Origin of the sequence: Nocardia sp. NPDC049190 (assembly GCF_040648115.1) — a bacterium.
Classification (GTDB): domain Bacteria; phylum Actinomycetota; class Actinomycetes; order Mycobacteriales; family Mycobacteriaceae; genus Nocardia.
Genome location: NZ_JBEZDE010000051.1, coordinates 12752 through 33945 on the forward strand (window position 1 = coordinate 12752; position 21194 = coordinate 33945).

7 protein-coding genes are annotated in these 21194 nt (G+C 66.2%); all 7 read right to left on the bottom strand.

The genetic code is table 11. The features are described 5' to 3' along the window. Positions 1-208: 208 nt before the first annotated feature. Positions 209-847, bottom strand: a complete 639-nt coding sequence (locus AB0B25_RS28635) for a hypothetical protein (protein ID WP_357185878.1) — start codon at positions 845-847, stop codon at positions 209-211. Continuing rightward, complete coding sequence (locus AB0B25_RS28640; RefSeq protein ID WP_357185881.1) at positions 844-2052, bottom strand: cytochrome P450; 1209 nt, start codon at positions 2050-2052, stop codon at positions 844-846. The genes AB0B25_RS28635 and AB0B25_RS28640 overlap by 4 nt, the downstream gene beginning before the upstream one ends. Continuing rightward, entirely contained in the window at positions 2049-2714 is a 666-nt protein-coding gene (locus tag AB0B25_RS28645; RefSeq protein WP_357185883.1) for a glutathione S-transferase N-terminal domain-containing protein, read from the bottom strand. The genes AB0B25_RS28640 and AB0B25_RS28645 overlap by 4 nt, the downstream gene beginning before the upstream one ends. Beyond that, positions 2711-5701, bottom strand: a complete 2991-nt coding sequence (locus AB0B25_RS28650; RefSeq protein ID WP_357185886.1) for a beta-ketoacyl synthase N-terminal-like domain-containing protein — start codon at positions 5699-5701, stop codon at positions 2711-2713. Before AB0B25_RS28650 ends, AB0B25_RS28645 begins: the two co-directional genes overlap by 4 nt. Further along, the gene (locus AB0B25_RS28655; protein ID WP_357185889.1) at positions 5698-11013 is read right to left on the bottom strand and encodes a type I polyketide synthase; all 5316 of its coding nucleotides are present in this window, start codon (positions 11011-11013) and stop codon (positions 5698-5700) included. Before AB0B25_RS28655 ends, AB0B25_RS28650 begins: the two co-directional genes overlap by 4 nt. Further along, entirely contained in the window at positions 11006-17590 is a 6585-nt protein-coding gene (locus AB0B25_RS28660) for an acyltransferase domain-containing protein (RefSeq protein ID WP_357185892.1), read from the bottom strand. Before AB0B25_RS28660 ends, AB0B25_RS28655 begins: the two co-directional genes overlap by 8 nt. A gap of 1857 nt (positions 17591-19447) precedes the next feature. Next, positions 19448-21194 (bottom strand): LuxR C-terminal-related transcriptional regulator (locus tag AB0B25_RS28665; RefSeq protein ID WP_357185895.1); only part of this gene is annotated, 1747 nt, incomplete at its 5' end.

Sequence of the window (21194 nt, forward strand, 5' to 3'; positions counted from 1 at the left end):
CGACCAAGCAGTGCCGCGGACTCGTTCATCGATTGCGGCGTCATCGGACGCTCCTGCCACGGCCTCCAGGAAGTACCAGATATCGAATTCGTGGACGGCGCAACCTCTCTGATCAACGCACGTGATGCCGCCGAATACGTCAACGCTACACCTCGGTGCGCACCGTGCGGGGCGCCCAGGCAGCGGCGGACAAGTCTGTCCGGACGGATCAGATGTGTCTGTCCCGCACGCTCCGGACCACGATCGCACCGTAATCCCTGCTCGGCGGATCCGGATAATAATCAGCGACGATGTGCCTCCGGTCGGGCACCAGATAGTGGTGCCCCCGGTACATCTCCAGAAACGGATCGACGAGACAGCCGCCGAGTGTGCGAAACGCGTAGTCGCGGACGTCGATCTCGCCGAATCGACGGCAATAGGCGTTGTAGCCGGGGATCTTGGCTCCGGTGAGGACATAGTCCAGCCCGTATCGCTCGGCCAGTCCGACCGGGGTCTCCATCATCACGGCGTACGCTGTTCCGCCGCGCGCAGTGCGCTTCAGTGAGCCGGAAGCGAGATAGATGGCGTTCGCGGTGTCCAGGTCGATCTCTGGGTAGTAGCCGTTGCCGGTGACCGTGTCCCAATCGCTGAGTTCGTCAACTTTCTCGGCCGTGTACCGCATGGGAAAGCCCATCAAGGTGCCGACGACCTCGCCGTGCTGCTCGAAGATCCAGAAGCCCTCGGCAAAGGCGCGAAGGCGAGCGATCATCTGCTCCCTGCTCGCCTGTTGGGATTCGTCCCAGTCCTGTTCGATAAGCATGATCTCGTCCAGGTCGTCCACCGTCGCCTGCCGCGCCAGGATTGTCATCGCGCCGCCCAGGTCACGGGAAGGCAGTCCAGTCCGTGCACGAATACGCCGTCCTTCCACCGCAATGTCTCCGGATCGGCTGCGAATTGCAGTCCGGGAAAACGCTGCACCAATGTACCGATAGCCACTGTCGCCTCGAGTCGTGCCAGTGCCGCTCCTAGACAGAAGTGCAGGCCGAGGCCGAACCCCATGTGCCGGTTCGGGGTTCTGGTGATGTCGAACCGTTCCGGTTCGGGAAATTGCGCGTCATCGTGATGCGCGGACAGCAGCGAAGCCACAACCAATTCCTCAGCCGGAATGAGCGTGCCCCGGAACTCGACATCGGTCAGCGCAAATGCTCCGGTGCTGTTCTTCACTGGCGGGCAGTAGCGCAACACCTCCTCGATGGCCGGTTCGATGAGTGCCGGCGTCGCGCTGAGCCGCCGCAACTGCGCTGGATGCCGCAGCAACGCCCACACCCCGTTGCCGATCAGGTTGCCCGTGGTTTCGAAACCTGCCGCGATGAGCAGGAACACCATGCTCATCAGTTCCACCGACGACAGCCGGTCACCGTGGGTCTCCGCCTCGATCAACGCACTGGTGAGATCGTCGCGTGGCTGCCTGCGGCGCAGCGCGAGGAACTCCTCCAGGTACTGCTGGAACTCGATCGCCATCCGGCGCAGGGCATCGAAGTCTCCTTCCGACGGAGGAGCGATCAGAATTCTGGTCCACTCCCGGAAGCGTTCCTGGTCTTCGACCGGAACCCCGATCAGGTCGGCCAGCACGGTGATCGGTAGCTGGAAGGCAAGTGCGTCGAGAAGGTCCACCGAGTCCTGCCGCTCGGCCTGGTCCAGCAGCCTCGTCGTCGCCTCGACGACGCTGGGATGTAGCTCCGCGATGCGGCGGGGAGTGAAGGCCTTGGACACGAGCGCGCGCATCCTGGTGTGCTGCGGCGGATCGGCATAGAGCATGTGCTTGTCCAGCCGGTCGAATTCGGTGACCCGGAAGTACCGGGACCGAGCCTGATCGGACAGTTTCCGCTTGTCCTTGCTGAAACGCTGATCGCGGAGCAATTCGACCACGTCGACATAGCGGGTCACCCGCCACTCGGGCGCCCCCTGATGCGGATTGAACAGCCGGACGATCGGCGCTTCGGCACGCATCAGCGCCAATGTCGGCAACGGATCGACGCGCATTTGCTCGCCCCAGAGATCGAATGGATTCACTCGGGTCGCTCCAGCACTTTCCCGACGCGCCGCCAGGTCGGCCTTCCGCTGATCTCGCGCCACCATCTCGCGAGGTTCGGCCGCGCATCGATCAGGTCCGCGCCGTTGGACGCGACCAGATACTGCAAGTAGGGCAACCAGGTCACCTCGGCGAGTGAGAACTCAGGGCCGGCGAGGAATTCCTGCTCGGCCAACGTGGCATCCGCGACGTCGAATGGTGCCGCCAACTCGGCGCGCGCAGCGGCGATGGCGTCCTGGTCCGGTGGCGGCGGCAATATCCGCGCGGCCGGGCTTGCGCGGATGATCTCGTAAACCGGCCCGCCGCGAACAAGCTCCCACACCGGGCCGCTGACATAGCTCTGCTCGATGCTTATCCACTGTTCCATCAGCCCGCGCAGTCGAACGTCGGTCGGCGTCAACGCGGGACCAGGTAGCCGCTGATCGAGATAGCGGATGATCGCCCGTGATTCGTACAGCAGGAAACCGTCGTCTTCGAGTACCGGTATCTCACCGAAGGGCTGGCGCTTCCGATGTTCCGGCGACTTGTCGTGCCCCTTGAGAACACTTACCTCGACCAGATCGGCGTGCTGGTCCTTCTCGGCGAGCACCATCAATACCTTGTGGGTGCAAGCGCTGGTGGCGGCCCCGTAAACCTTAATCATGATCCATTCTCCGCGTGCTCGGCGAGCACCGTCAGCAGGTATTGGGTGATCGCCTTCGGAGTCGGATGCTCGAAGGCGAGGGTAGCGGGCAGCGCGAGGCCGGTTCGCGCGGCCAGTTCGTGCCGGAGTTGCACGGTCATCAGCGAATCCATCCCCAGTTCCATGAATGTGGCGTCGACCGGCACATCGGAAGGCGACGACAACTGGAGTACGACGGCCGCGTCTGCGCGTACGGCCGACTCGATCGCGCCCTCCTGCTCGTTCTCCGGAAGTCCGATCAGCTCCTCGACCCAGTGCGCCGTCTCGACGGCGGCCTGTTCTCGTGCCGGTTCCGGGGTGTCGAGCCAGTACCGTCTGCGCTGCCATGGATAGCGCGGCAACGCAACCACGCGGTGGGGGCCGGAAAAGAAGCCGGCGAAGTCCACCGGATACCCCGCGGTATACAACTGGGCGACCGAACTGAGCAGGCTGTGTAGTTCCGGGCGCTCCCTGCGCAGTGTCGGTATCGCCGCTGCGCTGCCGAGACAGTTCGCGACGTGGCCGGAGAGCACCGGATGGGGTGCCACCTCGAGGAAGACCTGTTGTCCATCTCTGGCCGCGGCGTGTACGGCGTCGGCGAACCGGACCGGTTGCCGGACGTTGTCTGCCCAGTATTCGCTGGTCAATTCGGTCCCAGCAACGCGGTCTCCGCCCACCGTGCTGTACAACGGGCACCTGGTCCGGCTGGTCTCGACCACGCCGAGTTCTGCCGCGAATTCGACGGCCAGCGGCGCCATGAACGGCGAGTGGAATGCGTAGTCGACCGGTAGCCAGCGGCATCGAACGCCTTGCCGCTCGAGTGGGCCGAGCACGATGCGAAGCTCGTCCACCGGGCCGGACAGCACGACGGATCCGCTGTCGTTGATCGCAGCCACGACGACCGAAGTATCCACTGCGGCCAGAGCATCCGCGATCTCATCCCGGCTGAGTGCGACCGCGACCATCGCCCCTGAACCGTCTGCCAGCGCCATGACGCGGCCCCTCGACACCACGATCCGAGTGGCTTCCGCGAGGCTCAGCGCACCGGCGACCTGCGCGGCGGCGATCTCGCCGACACTGTGTCCGATGACCGCGTCCGGCCGGATGCCCCAGGACGACAGCAGGGCCGACAGGGCGATCTGACAGGCGAACAGCGCGGGCTGGGCGATCTCTGTGCGGTGCAATCTCGACTGGTCGCCCCGCGCCGCCAGTTCCGTGAGCAGGGAGAACGACGCATGCTGTGCGATCAGTTCATCGCATTCAGCGAGCGCGGCGGCGAAAACCGGCTCGCGCGCCCGCAGCTGCTGCCCCATGCCGATCCACTGTGCGCCCTGTCCGGAAAAGACATACGTGAGTGCGGGCGGTGTCTCGGCTCGTGCTGGCGTGGCACCGTCCCGTAGGAGGGAACGCAGTTTCTCGGCCAGTTCGGTGCCGGAGTCGCCCACCACCGCGGTCCGCCACTGGTGATGATCACGCCGGACTCCTGCGGTATACGCGATGTCCCACGCATCATGGTCCTGCGCAAGGATATTTGCGTGCGCCGTGGCCAACTCGGCCAACGCCGCCGGGCTTCGTGCCGACAGCGGGAGCACTATCGGACCGGTGCGCGGCGGCGCCTGCTCGACCGTGGGCGCTTCGGCGACGATGACATGCGCGTTGGTTCCGCTCATGCCGAACGAGCTGACGCCGGCGATCCGTGGCTGTTCGCCTCGCGGCCACGCGACAGCCGTCTTCGGGATCACGAATGGCGTTCCGGTCAGGGAAATTCTCGGATTCAGCGTGTTGAAGTGCAGATTGCGGGGAATGCGTTCGTGCCGCAAAGCCAGGACCGCCTTGATCAGTCCGGCGATACCGGCGGCGGCCTCGAGGTGCCCGATGTTGGTCTTGACCGCGCCCAGCACACAACCGCCGCTGCCGCTGTCCACATCGCGGAAAACCTCGGTCAATGCTTCGATCTCGAGCGGGTCTCCGAGTGCGGTGCCGGTGCCGTGCGTCTCCACGTACCCGATATCAGCGGGGCGCACCCGCGCATCGGCGAACGCCTGACGCAGCATCTCCTGCTGCGCCAGTGGGTTCGGTGCGGTCAGCGCAGCCGAGTGACCGTCCGAGTTCATCGCCGAACCCTGAAGCACGGCCAAAACCCGGTCACCATCGGCCAGCGCGTCGGAGAGTTTCTTGAGCACCACGATTCCGCAGCCTTCACCGCGGACGAACCCGTTTGCCCGCGCGTCGAAGGTCCGGCAGCGACCATCGGGCGACAGTGCTTGCAGATCGGCGACCATCTCGGTGACCGACTCGTCGAGAACGAGATTCACCCCGCCCGCCAGCGCGAGCGAGCTCTCCCCCGTGCGCAGACTCCGGATCGCCAGATGCACCGCGACCAGCGACGACGAGCACGCGGTGTCCACCGCGAGACTCGGTCCACGAAGCCCGAGCAGATACGACAACCGGCCCGGCCCGAAACTGTGGGCCGTTCCGGTGCCCGAATACCCGCTCATGGCACCGGATCGGGCGCTGAGCAGCAGGTAATCGTTGTTGCTCATGCCGACGAATACGCCGGTTCGGCTGCCGGCCAATCGCTCGGTCACCACTCCGGCATCTTCGAGCGCCTCCCAGGCGACCTCGAGTAGCAGCCGGTGCTGCGGATCCAGCGCGGTCGCCTCCGGCGGCGAGATCCCGAAGAAGGCCCCGTCGAAACCGTCCACCGCGGAGAGAAAGGCACCCGTGGCCGCGGCGCCCTCGGTGGCATCCAGCGATCGCTCCGATATCGCATCGACACCGTCGGAAAGCAGTGTCCAGAATGATTCCGGGTCATCGGCGCCGCCCGGGAAACGACAGCCCATGCCGATCACCGCGACCGGCTCGGTCTGTTGCCGCTGCAATCGCTCGACTTCCGCCTCCAGGCGGCGCAACGCGGAGGCGGCTTTCCCCAAGCTGGCGCGGTAGCGTTCTTCGTCAGCGGTGTTCACGGTAGCTCCCAGTTTTCGACCCGGTCGATCGAACCGTCGATCTGCGCCAGCAACTCGTCGATATCCAGATCACCGAGGTCGTCGTGGTCGTCGGTGGGACCCTCCGGCTCGGCCGTGCCGAGCGCGTCGAGTAGCTGTTCGCCCAGTGCGAGCACCGTCGGTGCGGCATACAGCAGCGTCGTGGAGAGTCGGATGCCCAGCGCTGACTCGAGCCGGTTCCGCAATTCGAGCGCCATCAGCGAGTCGACGCCCATGGTGGTGAGCGGCGCCTTCCGGTCGATGCGGGCGGCGTCGAGATGCAGGATTTCGCCGAGCTGCTCGGTCACGACAGCGTCGATCAAGCTCGGCCGTTCGGCGGGTGTAGCCGCGTGCAGTCGGTCCGCGAACCACCCAAGGGTTTGCCCTCGCCCACTGTCCCGGTCGTCGTCGGCGAGTTCGGTGAACAGCGACGCACCGGCCAGGGATGGGTAGGACGCCAGCCACCGCCGCAGATCGAGATTCGCCGCCGCGACGTGACCGGCACTGCCGCCGAGCAGCAGACCGAGGATATCCGTACCCTGCTCGGGGGTCATGGTGCCGACACCACGATGAGCGAGCCGCTGCCCTTCAGCGTCTCGGCTCGCCATGATGCCTCGCTGGGAGTACAGGCCCCAGTCGACGCACAGTGCCGGTCGGCCACTGTATTGCCGATGTCGCGCCAGCGCGCCGAGAAATGCGTTCGCGGCCGCGTAATTGGCCTGGCCCGGCGAGCCGAGCAGGGCCGACGCCGACGAGTACATGACGAAAAAGTCCAACTCCCGGTTGCCGATCAGGTCGTGGAGATTCCATGCGCCCCGCACCTTGGGCGCCAGTACACGGTCGAACCGTTCGGCATCCAATTCGAGAATGGTCCGATCGTCGAGCACCATGGCCGCGTGCAGCACGCCGCGCAGTGGCGGCAGCCGATCGTCGATATCCGCGAGCAGCCGGGCGACCGACGCACGCTGGCCGATATCCGCGCGCGCAACCACGACCTCGACGCCATCTCGTCGGAGACCGATAATCCCGGCCTGTGCTTCCGAACCCGGATCGTGTCGTCCGACCAGCACCAGGTGCCGTGCCCCGCGTGTGGCCAGCCAGCGTGCCAGGCCGATGCCGAGCCCGCCGAGCCCGCCGCTGATCAGGTACGTTCCCTGCGTCAGGGTCGGTGCGGCGGCGCCGGTGTCGAATCCGGTACGGGCCAGCCGCGCCAGGTTCCGTGCCTCCTCGCGCAACGCGATCTCGTCTTCGCCGTCCGCCGCGAGCAGTTCCGGGAGAAGTTCTTCGGCACAACGGGCTCGTGTCCACTCCGAGTGCAGGTCGACCCGGGTGCACTCCAGCTCGGGATGCTCGACGCTCAGGGTCCGCGCCAGTCCCCACAGCGGTGCTTGCGCTACCGCGACCGGTTCGCGGCCCACCTGCTGTGCTCCTTTGGTAACCAGCCACAGCCGGGGAAGGTCCCGCAGGCGAAGGCGAGCGAGCGCCCGGACCAGTCGCACCGTGGCGAGACCGGCGAGGTGCTGGTCGTCGGTGAGCGTATCGGCGGTGATGTACTCGGTTTCGGTGGTGTCGAGGCTCCACAGGTGCACCACCCCGGCGCAGCGGACTTCTCCGCGAGCGACCTTGTCGAGCAGACCGTTCCATGCGTCGTCGTCAGCAATATCGATGTCGTCCTTGTCGACCAGTACACAGGTCTGGCCGCGCTGTTCGAGTAGCGCGGCCAGCGCCGTGCCGACACCGGCGGCGTCGGCGAGTACCAGCCATGCCCCGGTCGACGGTTCGCTCGGATCCGGTGCCGCGAGCCGTTGCCCCGGGCGCCAGGCCACCTGATACAGCCAGTCCCGGTACGGCTTCGACTCGGCCAGCCCGGCGACTGTCAGCCCGTCGACCTCGACCAGAACGGTGCCGTCCTCGTCGAGCACCAGCAGATCACCGGTGTCCTCCCCGGACCGTGCGCGCGCGTGTACCCACACGCGCCCACCAGGGGGCCGATGCACCCGAAGCCGGTCGATTCGGACCGGAACGACCCCGCCGGTTGCGAATCGGTCGAGCAACACACCACCGAGCACCTGAAAGCACGCGTCCAACAGGGTGGGATGACAGATATACCCGGCGGACGACCCGGTCAGCTCGACCAAGGCGACACCTTCACCGTTGCCAGCCCAGACTCCTTGTACGCCACGGAATGCCGGTCCATAGTCGATGGTCCGCACGGCGAAACGGTCGTAGTGCTCCGCCGCGGTGACCTCGGTGCGACACCGGTCGCGAACCGCCGCAGGCGGCTCGGCACTGGGTGGCTCTTCGTCGCCACGACCGATCGTTCCACGCGCACAAGCCACCCACGGCTCGTCTCTTGTCGCCCTGGCGAATACCTGGAAACCGTCCGAGTCCTCGATGAATTGGACGTGACCGGAACCGTCGTCCCCGAGAATCGCCATCTGGTCGAAGACGAGGTCCTTCAGCACCGTTGATCGTCCGGCGGCGCCGAGTGCCATCTCGACATAGGCCGATGCCGGGAACACCACCGCGCCATCCACGGTATGGTCGGCCAGATACGGGAGGTCCAGTTCGCGTTCCCAGATCCGGGTACCTGGTGAGGTCGCCGGGCTGACCGGCTCACCGAGCAATGGATGCCCGTGGACGGCGCGCCGAGCGGGGGCCTCGTTCACCCAGTACCGCTGTCGCTGCCAGGGATAAGCAGGCAGCGGCACACAGCGTCCACCGCTCGGGTGCAGCGCGGGCCAGTCGACCTGACAACCCTGGACATACAGCGCGGCAAGCGATTCGAGGAACACCGCTCGTTCATCGTGTTCGCGCCGACCTGACGGGACCACGGTGCCGCCGTCCTCTTCGATCGAGGGCAGCAAGACCGGGTGCGGGCTCAGTTCGACGAACACGGTGCGCGCCGCGGCGATACGATCCCGAACCACCTCCGAGAACAGCACGGGTTCACGAACGTTGCGTATCCAGTAGCTGGCATCCAGCTCGGCGCCGTCGCAGGCCTTTCCGAGCACGGTGGAAAACATCGGCACCGTGCCGGTCTTCGGTGTCAGCGCGCCGAGCCGGCCGCTCAACTCATCGACAATGGCATCGACTTGCGGGCTGTGCGAGGCGACCTCGACCTTGATTCGACGGCAGAACACTCCCGCACCGGTCAGCTCGGCCAGAACTTCGTCCAGCGTGTCCGGAGCACCAGAGAGCACAGTCGAACGCGCGCTGTTACTTGCCGCGATCGACAGCTGATCGGCGAATCCGGACACCGCTGTGCGCGCCTGCTCCAACGGCAATTCCACCAATGCCATCGCACCACGCCCCGCCAGCCCGCGGAGCAACTGGCTACGGCGGCAGATGATTCGTGTCGCGTCGCCCAGCGTGAGCGCACCGGCCACATGTGCGGCGGCTACCTCGCCCATGCTGTGTCCGATGACCGCGTCCGGCTCGATACCCTTCGACCGCCACAATGCCGCCAAAGCGACCTCCATCGCGAACAACACCGGCTGCACGATGTCGACCCGATCGAGCTGGGACTCGGACGACTCGGTGGTGAGTTCGTCGATGATCGACCATCCGGCCTCAGTGCGAATCGCGTCGTCGCACGCCTCGATGGCCACGCGGAACGCGGGTTCACCGGCGAATAGCGCGCGGCCCATGCCGAGCCATTGCGAACCCTGTCCGGGGAATACGAACACCACCTGTGGCCGTTCGTCCGGTTCGGCGCCGGCCACCAGCCGCGGCGGCCCATCCCCGGACAACACCAACGCGGCGCGGTGCTCGTGATGGTGTCTGCGGACGGCCGCGGTGTAAGCGATATCGCCGACCTCGGACTTTTGCCGGACGAGCATGTCCCTGAATGCGGCGACGTGATCGGTCAGTCCGTTCGCATCGCGCGCGGAGATCGGCACCAATGCCGAACCTGCGTTGGGCGCGGCTGTCGGAGGTTCGCTGTGTTCTGGCGGGTCAGCGACGATGACGTGCGCGTTGGTGCCACTGATCCCGAACGAACTGACCCCTGCCATCCGCGTCGCCCCGTCCTGCTTCGGCCACGGCACTGGATCTTTCGGCAGTACGAGTGCGGTTCCGGTGAGGTCGATCCTCGGGTTGACGGTGCGCAGGTGCAGGTTCGCGGGGATGCGTTCCCACCGCAACGCGAGCACGGCCTTGATGAGTCCGATCACACCGGCGGCTGCCTCGAGATGCCCGATGTTGGTTTTCACCGCGCCGAGCACGCAGCGCGAACCGTCGTCTCGCGGCCGGCCGAGCACGTCGATCAGCGCGTCCACCTCGATCGGATCGCCGAGTGGCGTTCCGGTGCCGTGCGTCTCGACATAGTCGATGTCCGCCGCTTCTGCCCGGGCGCTGCGCAACGCTTCCCGCAGCAGTGCCTTCTGTGCGGAGACGTTCGGCGCGGTCAGCCCGGAGGATCGGCCGTCGGAATTCACGGCCGAGCCACGGATCACCGCGAGCACCGGATCACCGTCCGCCACCGCGTCGGAAAGCCGTCGCAGGACGAGCATCCCGCATCCCTCGCCCCGGACGTAGCCATTGGCCAACGCGTCGAAGGTCTTGCATCGCCCGTCCTCGGACAGCGCGCGGGAGCTGGTCAGCATATCGGTCATGTCCCTGGCCAGCATCAGGTTGACGCCACCCGCCAACGCCATGGCGCTTTCCCCGGATCGCAGGCTCTGGACTGCGAGATGCACGGCGACCAGCGACGACGAGCACGCCGTATCCACAACCATGCTCGGGCCCTGGAGCCCGAGCGCATACGACAGCCGTCCCGCGGGGAACGAGTGACCGTTGCCGGTGACGGTGTAGATGTCGCGTTCTCCGACGCTGAGGCGGTCGTAGTCGGTGACGACGACACCGGCGAAGACACCGGTCTTCGAGCCCGCCAGCTGGTCGGGCAGTCCGCGCCCGGCGCGTTCCAGTGCCTCCCAGGCGACCTCCAACAGGAGGCGCTGCTGGGGGTCCATCGCCTCGGCCTCCCGGGGCGCGATGCCGAAGAAAGCCGGGTCGAATTTGTCTACGTCGGACAGAAAACCACCCCAGCGTGTGGCGGCGGTACCGCCGTCCGCGCGTGTCCACCGGTCCGGGGGGACCTCGGTGATCGCGTCGACGCGCTCGTCGAGCAGCCGCCAGAACTCGTCTGGGTCGGTTCCGCCGCCCGGCACCCGGCAGGCCATGCCGATGATGGCGATCGGCTCGGTCTTCGCCCGCAGTTCTCGGTCCAACCGTGTCTGCAGGGTGCGAATGGCGGTCAGTGCCTGCTTCACCGATGACGCCTGCTCAGTCATCACACCATTCCTGTTCGACGAGCTGGATACTGTGCAACAGCAGGGCCTCGGCCTCCGCATCGGAGAGCACATCGATGTCCGCTGTCACGGACGGCACCTCGCCCGATTCCGGTTCTGGTCTCCCATCCGGAGGTTCCAGCATGGCGAGTTCGTCCCCGATGAACTCCGCGAGCGCGGCGATGGTGGAGTAGGTGAAGACCAGCGCGACGGACAAGTGAACGCCGAGCGTGGATTCCAGCCGGTTGCGTAGCTCCACCGCCATCAGCGACTCCATGCCCATGCCTTGGAACGTCGCCTTCCGACTCAGGCTCGCGGGATCGCGTTGCAGCGTCAGGGAAACCTGCTCGACCAGGTGCTCTTCGATCAACCTGATCCGTTCCGGGGCGCTGGTCGAGGCAAGCCTGGCGGCAAGCGGGGTGGCGATATCCGGAGTACGGGATTCGATCTCGTCGAACAGCGGCGCCCCCGTCGCGCCGGGAAACGACTCGAACCAGTGCCGGAGGTTCAGTTTCATGACCGTGAGCTGCCCGATGCCCAGGTGCACTCCGCGATCCAATGCCTGCGCAAGAACTGCCCAGGTCACCGCGGAGACACCGTGTGCCGCTGTGTGAGTCGGTGCCAGGCCAACGCTCAATGCTGTCAGACCGAGGGCACGGCGGTGATGCGCGATCGCGTCGAGCCGGGCGCTGTCGACCGCATCACCCGGGCGACCGAACAACGAGGCGACCGAGGAGCACACTACGAAGAGTTCGAGCCTGCGATCGAGTGTCTGTCGGTGCCACTGCCACGCACTATCGGCGCCGCCGACATGGATCAGCCCCCGCAATGGCCCTGCGGCGGCCTCGATCTCGGCGAGTCGGCCGATTATCGCGCTGTCGTCGGCACCGGTCGGTTCGATGGTCAGCACCTGCACTCCCGGATAGCTGACCGGTTCGACCCGACCGGTGCTGGCCAGGATCACGACATGACGCGCGCCGCGGTCGGCCAGCCACTCGGCGAACGGCTCCGTGAGCGCGGCGTCCGCGCCGACGATCAGATACGCGCCGTCTGTCCGCAACCGCGCGACTCGCTCACCGACGTCCGGCGCACGAACGAGCCTGGCCACGAACCGACCATCCGGGCGCAGGGCGATATCGGTCTCCCGGTCATCGCTGAGCAATTCCGACACCAGTGTGGCCGTCTCATCAGGTGTCGGCCGGGCGGCGAGGTCCACCCGGGTGACGGACAGCCCGGGATGGTCGAGCCCGATCGCCCTACCCAGTCCCCAGACAGACGCTTCGTCGACGCTGACCGGCGCGGCATCCTCGCCGACTGCCTGTGCGGCCCGGGTCACCAGCCACACGCGTGGTTGATCACGCCATCCCATTCCGGCCAGCACGGCGGCCAACGTCTGCGCGCTCGCGCTGCCGAGACTTCCGATGTGCACCACTCCGGTCGGCGCCGGTCCAGCCAGAGCCGCTCGCAGCGAATCAGCCGTGGTCGGGTCGGTAGTCGGTGCAGTCAGCAGGGCGCACTGGATATCTCGAGCCCGCAGCTCGTCCACGACCTCGGCGCCGAGGCGATCCGCGCCGGCGAACACGACCCAGGACTGGCCTCTCCGTCGCACTTGTTCCTGCTGGACGCGTGCGCGCCATTCCACCGTATACAGGCAATCCGTGACCGGATCGCGATCACGGGGCGGCAAGGATCGCAGGCGAATGTCTTGGACCTCCACCAGTATTCGGCCGTCATCATCGACCAGGTAAAGGGTCCCGCCTGGACCCACCGACCGGGCGTAGGCCCACACCGGGCCCTCCGGTGTCCGATGTACCCGTAACCGACCGATCGCGGTGACGACATAGCTACCGGTTGAACCGTTGCACAGCGCGATCAGCGCCTGCAGACCGGCGTCCAGCATCGCAGGATGGATGCGGTAGTGGGCAGCGCCACGGTGCGCCGGCGGTGGCATGAGGAAGGCGAGCGCTTCGTCCGGACCGAGCCACAACTCCGAGACCCCACGAAGGTGCTCCCCGATATCGAGTCCCGCCCCCGCCAGCGCCTGGTAGTGGTCAATTCTGTCCCGGTGTGTCGTGCAGCGCCGCTGGATCTGTGCGGGCCGCTCGTGCATGTCCGGCGTACCGGTTTCCGGGCTGACAGTGGCCAGCGCGTGCCGGACCCAGTCCGAGCCCTGCTGGCTGAAGACCTGGAAGCATTCATCCCGCGTGCCGATCACTGCCTGGATCGCGGGCGCCGAAGCCTCGGTCATATCGAGCATTCGCTCGAAAGTCAGATCCGTAACCGCGATATCGCTGGTTCCATATGTCTCGACACCTGAAGCCAGTGCCATTTCGGCAACGGCGGCCGCCGAGAGCACGGCGTTCCCACGCACCGTGAGATCCGCGAGATACGGGAGCCTTGCCGGATCCAGCGTGCGTTGCCAGTATCGGGTTCCGTGCTCTACCGCCGAGATCAGCCCCATGCCGAGCAGCGGATGGCCGCTGTCGTTGCCAGTGGGCCCGGCGTGCCGGTCGGCCGCGAGCCAGTACCGCTTCCGCTGCCATGGGTACGCTGGCAACGAGACGACCCGGCCGGTATCGAGGATCTGATCGAAGTCGGGGACGCACCCGCCGGCGTACAGTGCGCCCGCCGCGCGGCGCAACGCGGCCCGTTCGTCTTCGCCCCTGCGCAATGTACCGATGGCGCGGCCGTCGATCCCGCGGGCGGCCAGGCATCGCTGCATGTTCTCCAGCAGAACCGGATGCGGTCCGATCTCCAGGAAAACCCGGTGTCCGTCGGAGATAGCGGCGTTCATCGCGTCCGCGAACAGCACTGTCTCTCGGACGTTTCGAACCCAGTGGCCCGCATCGAGTGGCTGATCATCGACGAGCTTCCCGGACACTGTGCTGTAGAAGGGCAAACGGCCCCGCCTCGGAGCAAGGTTGCCGAGCGCCTGCGACAATTCGTGTTCGGCGGGGTCCATCCGCGCGCTGTGGAACGCGTAATCGACGCGGAGTTCACGGCACGCTGTCCCGTCGCGGCGCAGCCGTCCGAGCAGGTCCGCCAAGGCGGCGACATCGCCGGACACGATGGTCGAATCGGGATCGTTGATCGCCGCGATCGAGAGCTCATCCTGGAACCCACTGAGCATCTCGCGCACGTGTTCGGCGGGCAGTTCCACCGAAGCCATCCCGCCTTCTCCGGCCGCGGAGGCGGTCTGCATCAGTCGGCCCCGCTGATATACCAACTCGACCGATTCGGCCATGGACAGCGACCCGGCCAGATACGCCGAGGTCACTTCGCCGACGCTATGGCCGATCAGCGCGTCCGGGGTGAGTCCCCATGACTCCCATAGCCGTGCGATCCCCACCTGGATCGCGAACAGCGCCGGTTGCGCGACCGCGGTTTCGTCGAGGCGACTGTCTTCGGCTGGTGCGGTCAACTCGGCGGTCAGCGACCACTGGGTCAGCGGCCGTAACCATCTCTCGACTTCCACTACCGCGGCACGGAATACCGGTTCCGCACGCAACAGGCTCCGGCCCATTCCCGCCCATTGCGAACCCTGGCCGGAACATACGAACACAACCTTCGGCCGCTCGCCATGCGCTGCGCTGCCCATCCACATGCCAGCGGGCATAACGCCGCCGTCGACGGCGCGCAACGAATCTGCCAGCTCGTTGGCCGACGTGCCGGTCACCGCTAGCCGGTGTTCGTGGTGGTCCCGTCGGACGGCGGCGGTATAGCAGAGGTCGCGCAGAGCGCTGTCGTCGACACCGCTCAGTTCACCCGCCATCGCGGTCGCCGATGCGAGCAGCGAATCGTGCGAGCGGGCGGACAGCACCAGCAACTCCGTCCGACCCTGGTCCGGTTGCGTTGGTCCGGTAGCGCCCCGGGTATACAGCACACCCAATGAGTCGATCGAAGTCGAGCGGTCGCGGTCCCCTCGGCGAAGCGTCGGCAGCGCTGTGGCGCCGTGTCGCTCGACCACCGAGGTGAGAATGGGATGCGGGTCGAGGTCGAGGAAAATCTCGTAGCCCCCGGCGCGCATAGCCTTCATCACGAGATCGAATCGCCACGGTTCACGTTCGGTGCGGGCCCAGTGCTCGGCATCGAGCTGCGCGCCGTCCATCAGTTCCCCGGTGACCGAGGAATAGAACGGGATTCGCGTCTCGCCAGGCTGCAGATCGATGAGCGCAGCCCGCAGATCGGGCAGCACCGAATCCACATAGGGAGTATGGGAGGCGTAGTCGACCCTGATCAGTGCCGACGAGATGGATCGTGTGGCGAGTGCGCCCCGGATCGTCTCGATCGCCGCTCGATCACCGGAAATCACCGTGGATCCCTGGCCGGCGCTGCCCGCCACCCACACCTGTCCGCCGTGCCGGGACAGCATCGCGTTCGTGTCCTCGATGGACAGATCCAGCACGGCCATGCCGCCGCGGCCGGACAACCGGCCGGCCAATGTACTGCGCTGGCACATGATCGAGACGGCGTCGTCGAGACTGATCGCACCGGCGACGTGCGCGGCCGCGACCTCCCCCATGCTCATCCCGGCGACGGCATCCGGCTCGACACCCCATGATCGCCACAGGGCGGTCAAGGCAACCTGCATCGCGAAGATCGCGGGCTGGGCCAGCTCGGTGCGCTCGATCCAGCTTTCGTCGGCGGAGGTCAGCAGCTGGGTGAGGGACCAGTCGACGTGCCGATGCAGCGCGGTCTCACACCGGATGATCGTCGACCGGAACGCGGGCTCACGCAACAACTGTGCACCCATCCCGGTCCATTGCGAGCCCTGCCCACCGAACAGAAACGTGACCTTCGGTCGCTCGCCTTCGACCTTTCCGGCGCTGACTCCGGCACCGGCATAGCCGTTGAGAAATTTCTCCGTGCCCGAGAAGAGATCACCGTTGTCTCGGACAGTCAGTGCGAGCCGGTGCGAGCTGTGTTCCTCGACCGCGGCGGAGGCACACAATGCGGCGATCGGTGTCCGGTCCCGATCGGCGACCAGTTTCCGCGCCGCAGCGCGAAGGCCATCGTCGCTGCCTGCGGAAAGGGGCAGCAGGTGAACCGGAGCGTCCGTGCCATTCTCGAGGATCACATGGCAGTTCGTGCCACCGAAGCCGAACGCGCTCACCCCGGCGAGGAGGCGGCCGCCCGCATCGCCGTGCCACTGCTCGGCCCGCGACGACACACGCAGACCCCATTCGTCAAAGGGGATATGCGGGTTCGCTTGCGCGAACTGGCTGCACGGCGGAAGAGTGCGGTGCCGCATCGCCAACAGCACCTTGATCAGCCCGGCGACCCCAGCCGCCGGTTCCAGGTGACCGATCACGCTCTTGACCGAACCGATCGGCAGTAACTGGTCGGCGGAGCGCCCCGCCCCGAGCACCGTGCCCAGCGCGCTTGCCTCGATCGGGTCGCCGAGGGCCGTTCCCGTCCCGTGTGCTTCGACGTATCCGACATCGGCGGGCGCGATACCCGCTCGGCGATAAGCGCTGCGCAGCAAGGATTCCTGGGCCAGCAAGCTCGGTGCGGTCAGGCCATTGGTGAAGCCGTCGTGGTTCACCGCGCTGCCCCGGAGGATGCCGTGCACCGGATCGCCATCGGCTAGCGCTCGGTCGAGCGGCTTCAACACGATCATCCCGGCGCCCTCGCCGCGCCCGTACCCGTCGGCACGCGCGTCGAACGCCTTGGACCGCCCGTCCGGGGCCAGCGCACCGAGTCGCAGCAACGCGTCTACTGTGTCCTGCCCCAGCATCAGGCTCACTCCACCGGCCAAGGCGATGTCGCATTCCCCAGCACGCAGGCTCTGCACCGCAAGGTGCACCGCGACCAGTGACGATGAGCATGCGGTGTTCACCAGCAGGCTCGGCCCGCGCGCACCCAGCGTGTACGACATCCTGGCGGGAATGATGCTCGGATCGCCACCGGTCAACGTATGTTGGGTGACCAGATCCGGGTCGGCGCGAATTCTCGCCCCGTACTCACTCCACATCGCACCGACGAACGCGCCGGTTCGGCTGCCGCCGAGACTGCCGGGTGGGATGCCCGCGTCGTCGAGAGCTTCCTGCATCAGTTCGAGCATCAGCCGTTGCTGCGGGTCGACGTGTGGAGCCTCGCGGGGAGAGATACCGAAGAACTCCGGATCGAATTCATCGATCCGGTCGAGGAACCCACCGCGCGGCGGCCCATCGGCCCACCGGCCGTCCGGCGGTTCGGTCAGTGCGTCCGCCCCTGAGTTGAGCAATCGCCAGAATGCCGCCGGGTCGGGAGCGCCGGGAAAACGGCAGGCAAGGCCGACGATTGCGATCGGCTGCGCCGCCGAACCCGGCGATTCGTGCTGGTCGGCTGGTTCAGGCTGGGCTCCGGTGAGTCGGCTTGCCAATGCGATTGGCGTCGGATGCGCCCACATCAGAACCGGCGACACCGGATGGCCGCTTGCCGCACTCAACTCGCCGGCGAGGGCTGTCAACGTGTGGGAATCGAGCCCGTACCGGGTAAATGGCTCACGTCCGTCGATCGCAGCGGGATCCAGCCCGCTCAACGCAGCGGTTCTGGCGATGAGCCAGTCCCGCACGGCCTCCATAGACCAGGACCGCATGGGTAGGGCAACCTCCAACACACAACCGAACCACTCGTCGCGTGTCCCTATGCCCTCCCGACGGCGGCACGCTCAAACCAGACCAGATAGTATCCTCGCTGAATTCGCCCTGTAAAGGCCGTGTCTCATGTCGTGAAATTCGCCAGGTACCCGGACACAGGGGGTCGCGACAGGAGCCGAGCGAGGATGTCGGAGCCGGATGGCGAGTCCCGGGGGCAGCCGGTAAGCCAGGAGATCGTCCGCTCGATCGGCCAGGGCAGGTCGAGGCGTTCGGACGAGGTGGTGCCGTGCCGTCGGATCCAACCCGTGATGGCGCATCGGTGCCAGCGACGCCGTTGCGCAGTGTTAAGCCTTCTCGGCGTACGACTTTGCGGGCTGAGTCGAGTGCCCGGTGCAGCGTCGACGAACTCGAGCGCCGGCGGGAGGGTCTGACCGGCCGATCTCCGTGACCGCAGTACTTCCGCCGAACCCAGAACTCGTCGGGTCCGGGTCCGGTTGTGCCAGGACGGTTGCGTCAGATCGGTAGCACGCCGCGGCGCGGGAGGTGTTGTAGTGAGTGCGGGACGGCCAGCACCCCCGTGCCTTGGACCGTGGTGCGGGGGCCGAGGTTTTCCAGGTTTATCGACAACCGCTTTGGTGCAGCGCACGCTCCGAATACCAGGTCCTGAGCGGACTCTGCCGGGAGTGGATACTCCGACTCCTCATCTTCTGTGGGCAAGCGATTGTCCCCATCACGCTCATCCAGCATGAGCGCATACGCTTCTGCCCGATCTTGGTCCTCTTCCGCCGGGCGAGACTCGCGTCTGTGGTCGTTGGCGTCGATCCACGCGTTCAATTCGTCGAGCGAGTCCACGGGGTCGTGTTCCTCGCATCGGTAGACTCTGACGTCGTCGGAAGATACACAGTGCATGCTGTTTTCGCTCGTCCCGAGCGATGCACCACTGGCTCCACGTGGTTGCCACGATGTCGTCGACGAACTGTTCGTACCAGTGCGCGGTTGCGAACCGCTGGCTCAATCGCTCCATCCGCCTATACATCTCGTACCGACTGTGCATCGAGGTGGAGCCTGGTGTCATTCCGCCGAGTGTCTCGTCGTGACAGAAGGCCAAGGTCTACCCGTCGAATGCCGGGGTGACGAACACCTCAGGGGTCAGGGTAAAGACCTCTCTTGTTTCGCTGTGAGTTCTCGGTCCAGAAATCGTCGTTTCGGTTCGCCCAACTGCCGGTCGGCGTGCTCTGCGGTCGTGTCCCCTGCCAGGGCGCGAATCCCGTGCGCATCGTCGTGGGAACCGGATCGGTGAGGTCGAGCGCGTCCAGGACTGCGGCCTGATCGGTGGTCGGCAAACGCATACCACGCGCCGTTCAGCAAAACGCGACGCAGAGATTCGGGTTCCTCGACCCGTCGTCTCATCCGGATCAACCGCCGCAGCAACCGCAATAGTTCAGCCGCGCCCGGCCCACGACCCTGTGCCCGCGTCGCCTCTTTTAAGACCGACTCGATCGAACCTGCGAGTAGGGCGACAACAACAGGCAGGTGCTTGCATCGGTGTGCGGCAGCGGCATCACCGTACCGATTCTTCCAATCTGTGCAGAGAAGGAGGACCGTCGCGAGGGCGAGGGGGAAGCGGAACGGCAAGCAGCCCAAGCTATCCGTCCGTCAGCAGTCCCCCCTTGCTGCGGCAACGCCGGTCCGTCAACCACTCCACCGAGATCCGTACCCTCGGCTGGGCGATCACCGCACAGATCCTCGACGTCGACATGGTGCGCGAACGGGCGACTCCATCGCTCGAGCGCTGCAAGAAGATCCCCTGCTGGAGATCGTGCCGCAGGTCGACCGGATCGACCGACCCGCCGGGCCTATCGCTTCCGATGTGCTCGTCGGCGTGCGGGTGGCCGAATCGCTGCTTCTGCTCTGACCTGGCCGATCCATTGTTCGGGAACGAGTTCGATGACGTCGGTTCGGGAGGTGATAGTCAGTTTCTGGAAGATGGCGGCCATTTGGGCGTCGACGGTCCTACGGGAAATTCCTCGGCGGGCCGCGATCGCGGTGTTCGTCCATCCCGCCGCGGCCAGGATCGCGACCTCTTGTTCGGCTGTGGACAGCTCGTCCCAGCGCGGCGGGGCATCCGCTCGAACGGAGCTGTCCGGCGGCATCCTGTCGATGGACAGCGTGCCCAATGCCAGGTGCTGCACCTCGCGAAACTCGGGACGCAACCGAGAGCCTTGCTGTTGCGCGGCGACGAACGCCTCGCCGCCCAGCACTCGGCGGGCAATATCGATCGCTTTGTTCGTTTCATCGGCGAAGAGTCCCAGGTCGCCGAAATAGACGCCCGGCCCCGCACGCAGCGTGGCGACCCCGCCAGCGAGTTGAGCGGTTTCGGTGGCCAATGCCGTGAGCTCTGCCCGGTCAGCACCGCCGGCCGCAATCGAATTCGTGATGACCTTCGCCAGTGCCCATATCCGAATAAGCACAGACAACGACGCGCCCCACTGGTCATGCACCGCTTCCTGGTTCGCCAATGTCGAGCGCCCGATGGTCAAAGCCTCGGTGGGGTCACCATACTTGGACAACGCGATCGCCCACACCAACTCGGCCCAGGATGTCGCCCACCTCGCCCCTGAGCCGGTCGCGTGTTCGAGGTGTTGCTGCGATAAATGCAAGGCCTGCTGCGCCGATCCGAGGAAGTTTGCCGCCAATGCCCCGTGCCACTCACTTCTCCCCTCACCACTGGGATCGCCGACGGCGCGGAACTTTTCCCGGGCGCGTGCCAACACGATGACAGCGCGCGGGTCGCGGTGGGCGAACATCAATTCCACGCCCCAGAAGAATTCGAGGGCAGCGGGGAGGCCGCAGTCGGTTTCCGGGGTCTGCCGCCAGTTCGCTCTGAGATTCGGGTCGCGGATACCGAGGGCAGCGCATTCCTCGAAGATCCGTTCCGCGTCCTCGTTCCTTCCCTGAATCAGGGCAAGCCATCCGATCCCGGTCATTGCCTCGATTTGCAGTTCGAGCGGTTGCGGCGTCAATGTGCGGGTGGCCTGCAGTGTGCGCTCGATCCACCGGCATATTTCCCGGGGTGATCCTCGGTAGATGGGTAAAGCGACCAGGCCCGTGGAGACCTCCAAACCCAGTGCGGCATCGCCCGAGGCGAAGCTGGTCTCGATCGCGATCGTGATGTTGTCGGCCGCCACCCGCGCCCAGTCCAGCAGATCCTGCTCGGCCGGGCTGAACCAATCCCGCTGCGCTGCGACGACTTTGTCCCGATAGTAGTGTCGGTGACGTCGCGCCAGGCGCGCTGGTTCGTCTACCTCGTGGGTGGAACGTTCTTCGAGCCGTTGCCGGGTGAACAGGCGAATACTTTCCAGCAGCGAATATCGCACGGTGGTCGGCGTGATGTGCACAGTGACCAGCGACTGCTCGACCAGGCGCTCGAGTAGTCCCTCGACTTCATCAGCCGCCAAACCCACCGTGTTCACGCCTTCGTGCGAGGGTTGCCCACCCTGGTCGGATGCCGGGTCGTCGGCGCAGACGTTTTCGATGGCTTCCAGATCGGCGCCGACGTCCATGACCGGGCTGGTGTCGTCTTCGGGGTTGGTGTCGTATCCG

Coding starts and splice junctions, on each gene's coding strand:
- AB0B25_RS28635 (WP_357185878.1), bottom strand. CDS start 847: ATGACAATCCTGGCGCGGCAGGCGACGGTGGACGACCTGGACGAGATC.
- AB0B25_RS28645 (WP_357185883.1), bottom strand. CDS start 2,714: ATGATTAAGGTTTACGGGGCCGCCACCAGCGCTTGCACCCACAAGGTA.
- AB0B25_RS28655 (WP_357185889.1), bottom strand. CDS start 11,013: ATGACTGAGCAGGCGTCATCGGTGAAGCAGGCACTGACCGCCATTCGC.
- AB0B25_RS28660 (WP_357185892.1), bottom strand. CDS start 17,590: ATGCGGTCCTGGTCTATGGAGGCCGTGCGGGACTGGCTCATCGCCAGA.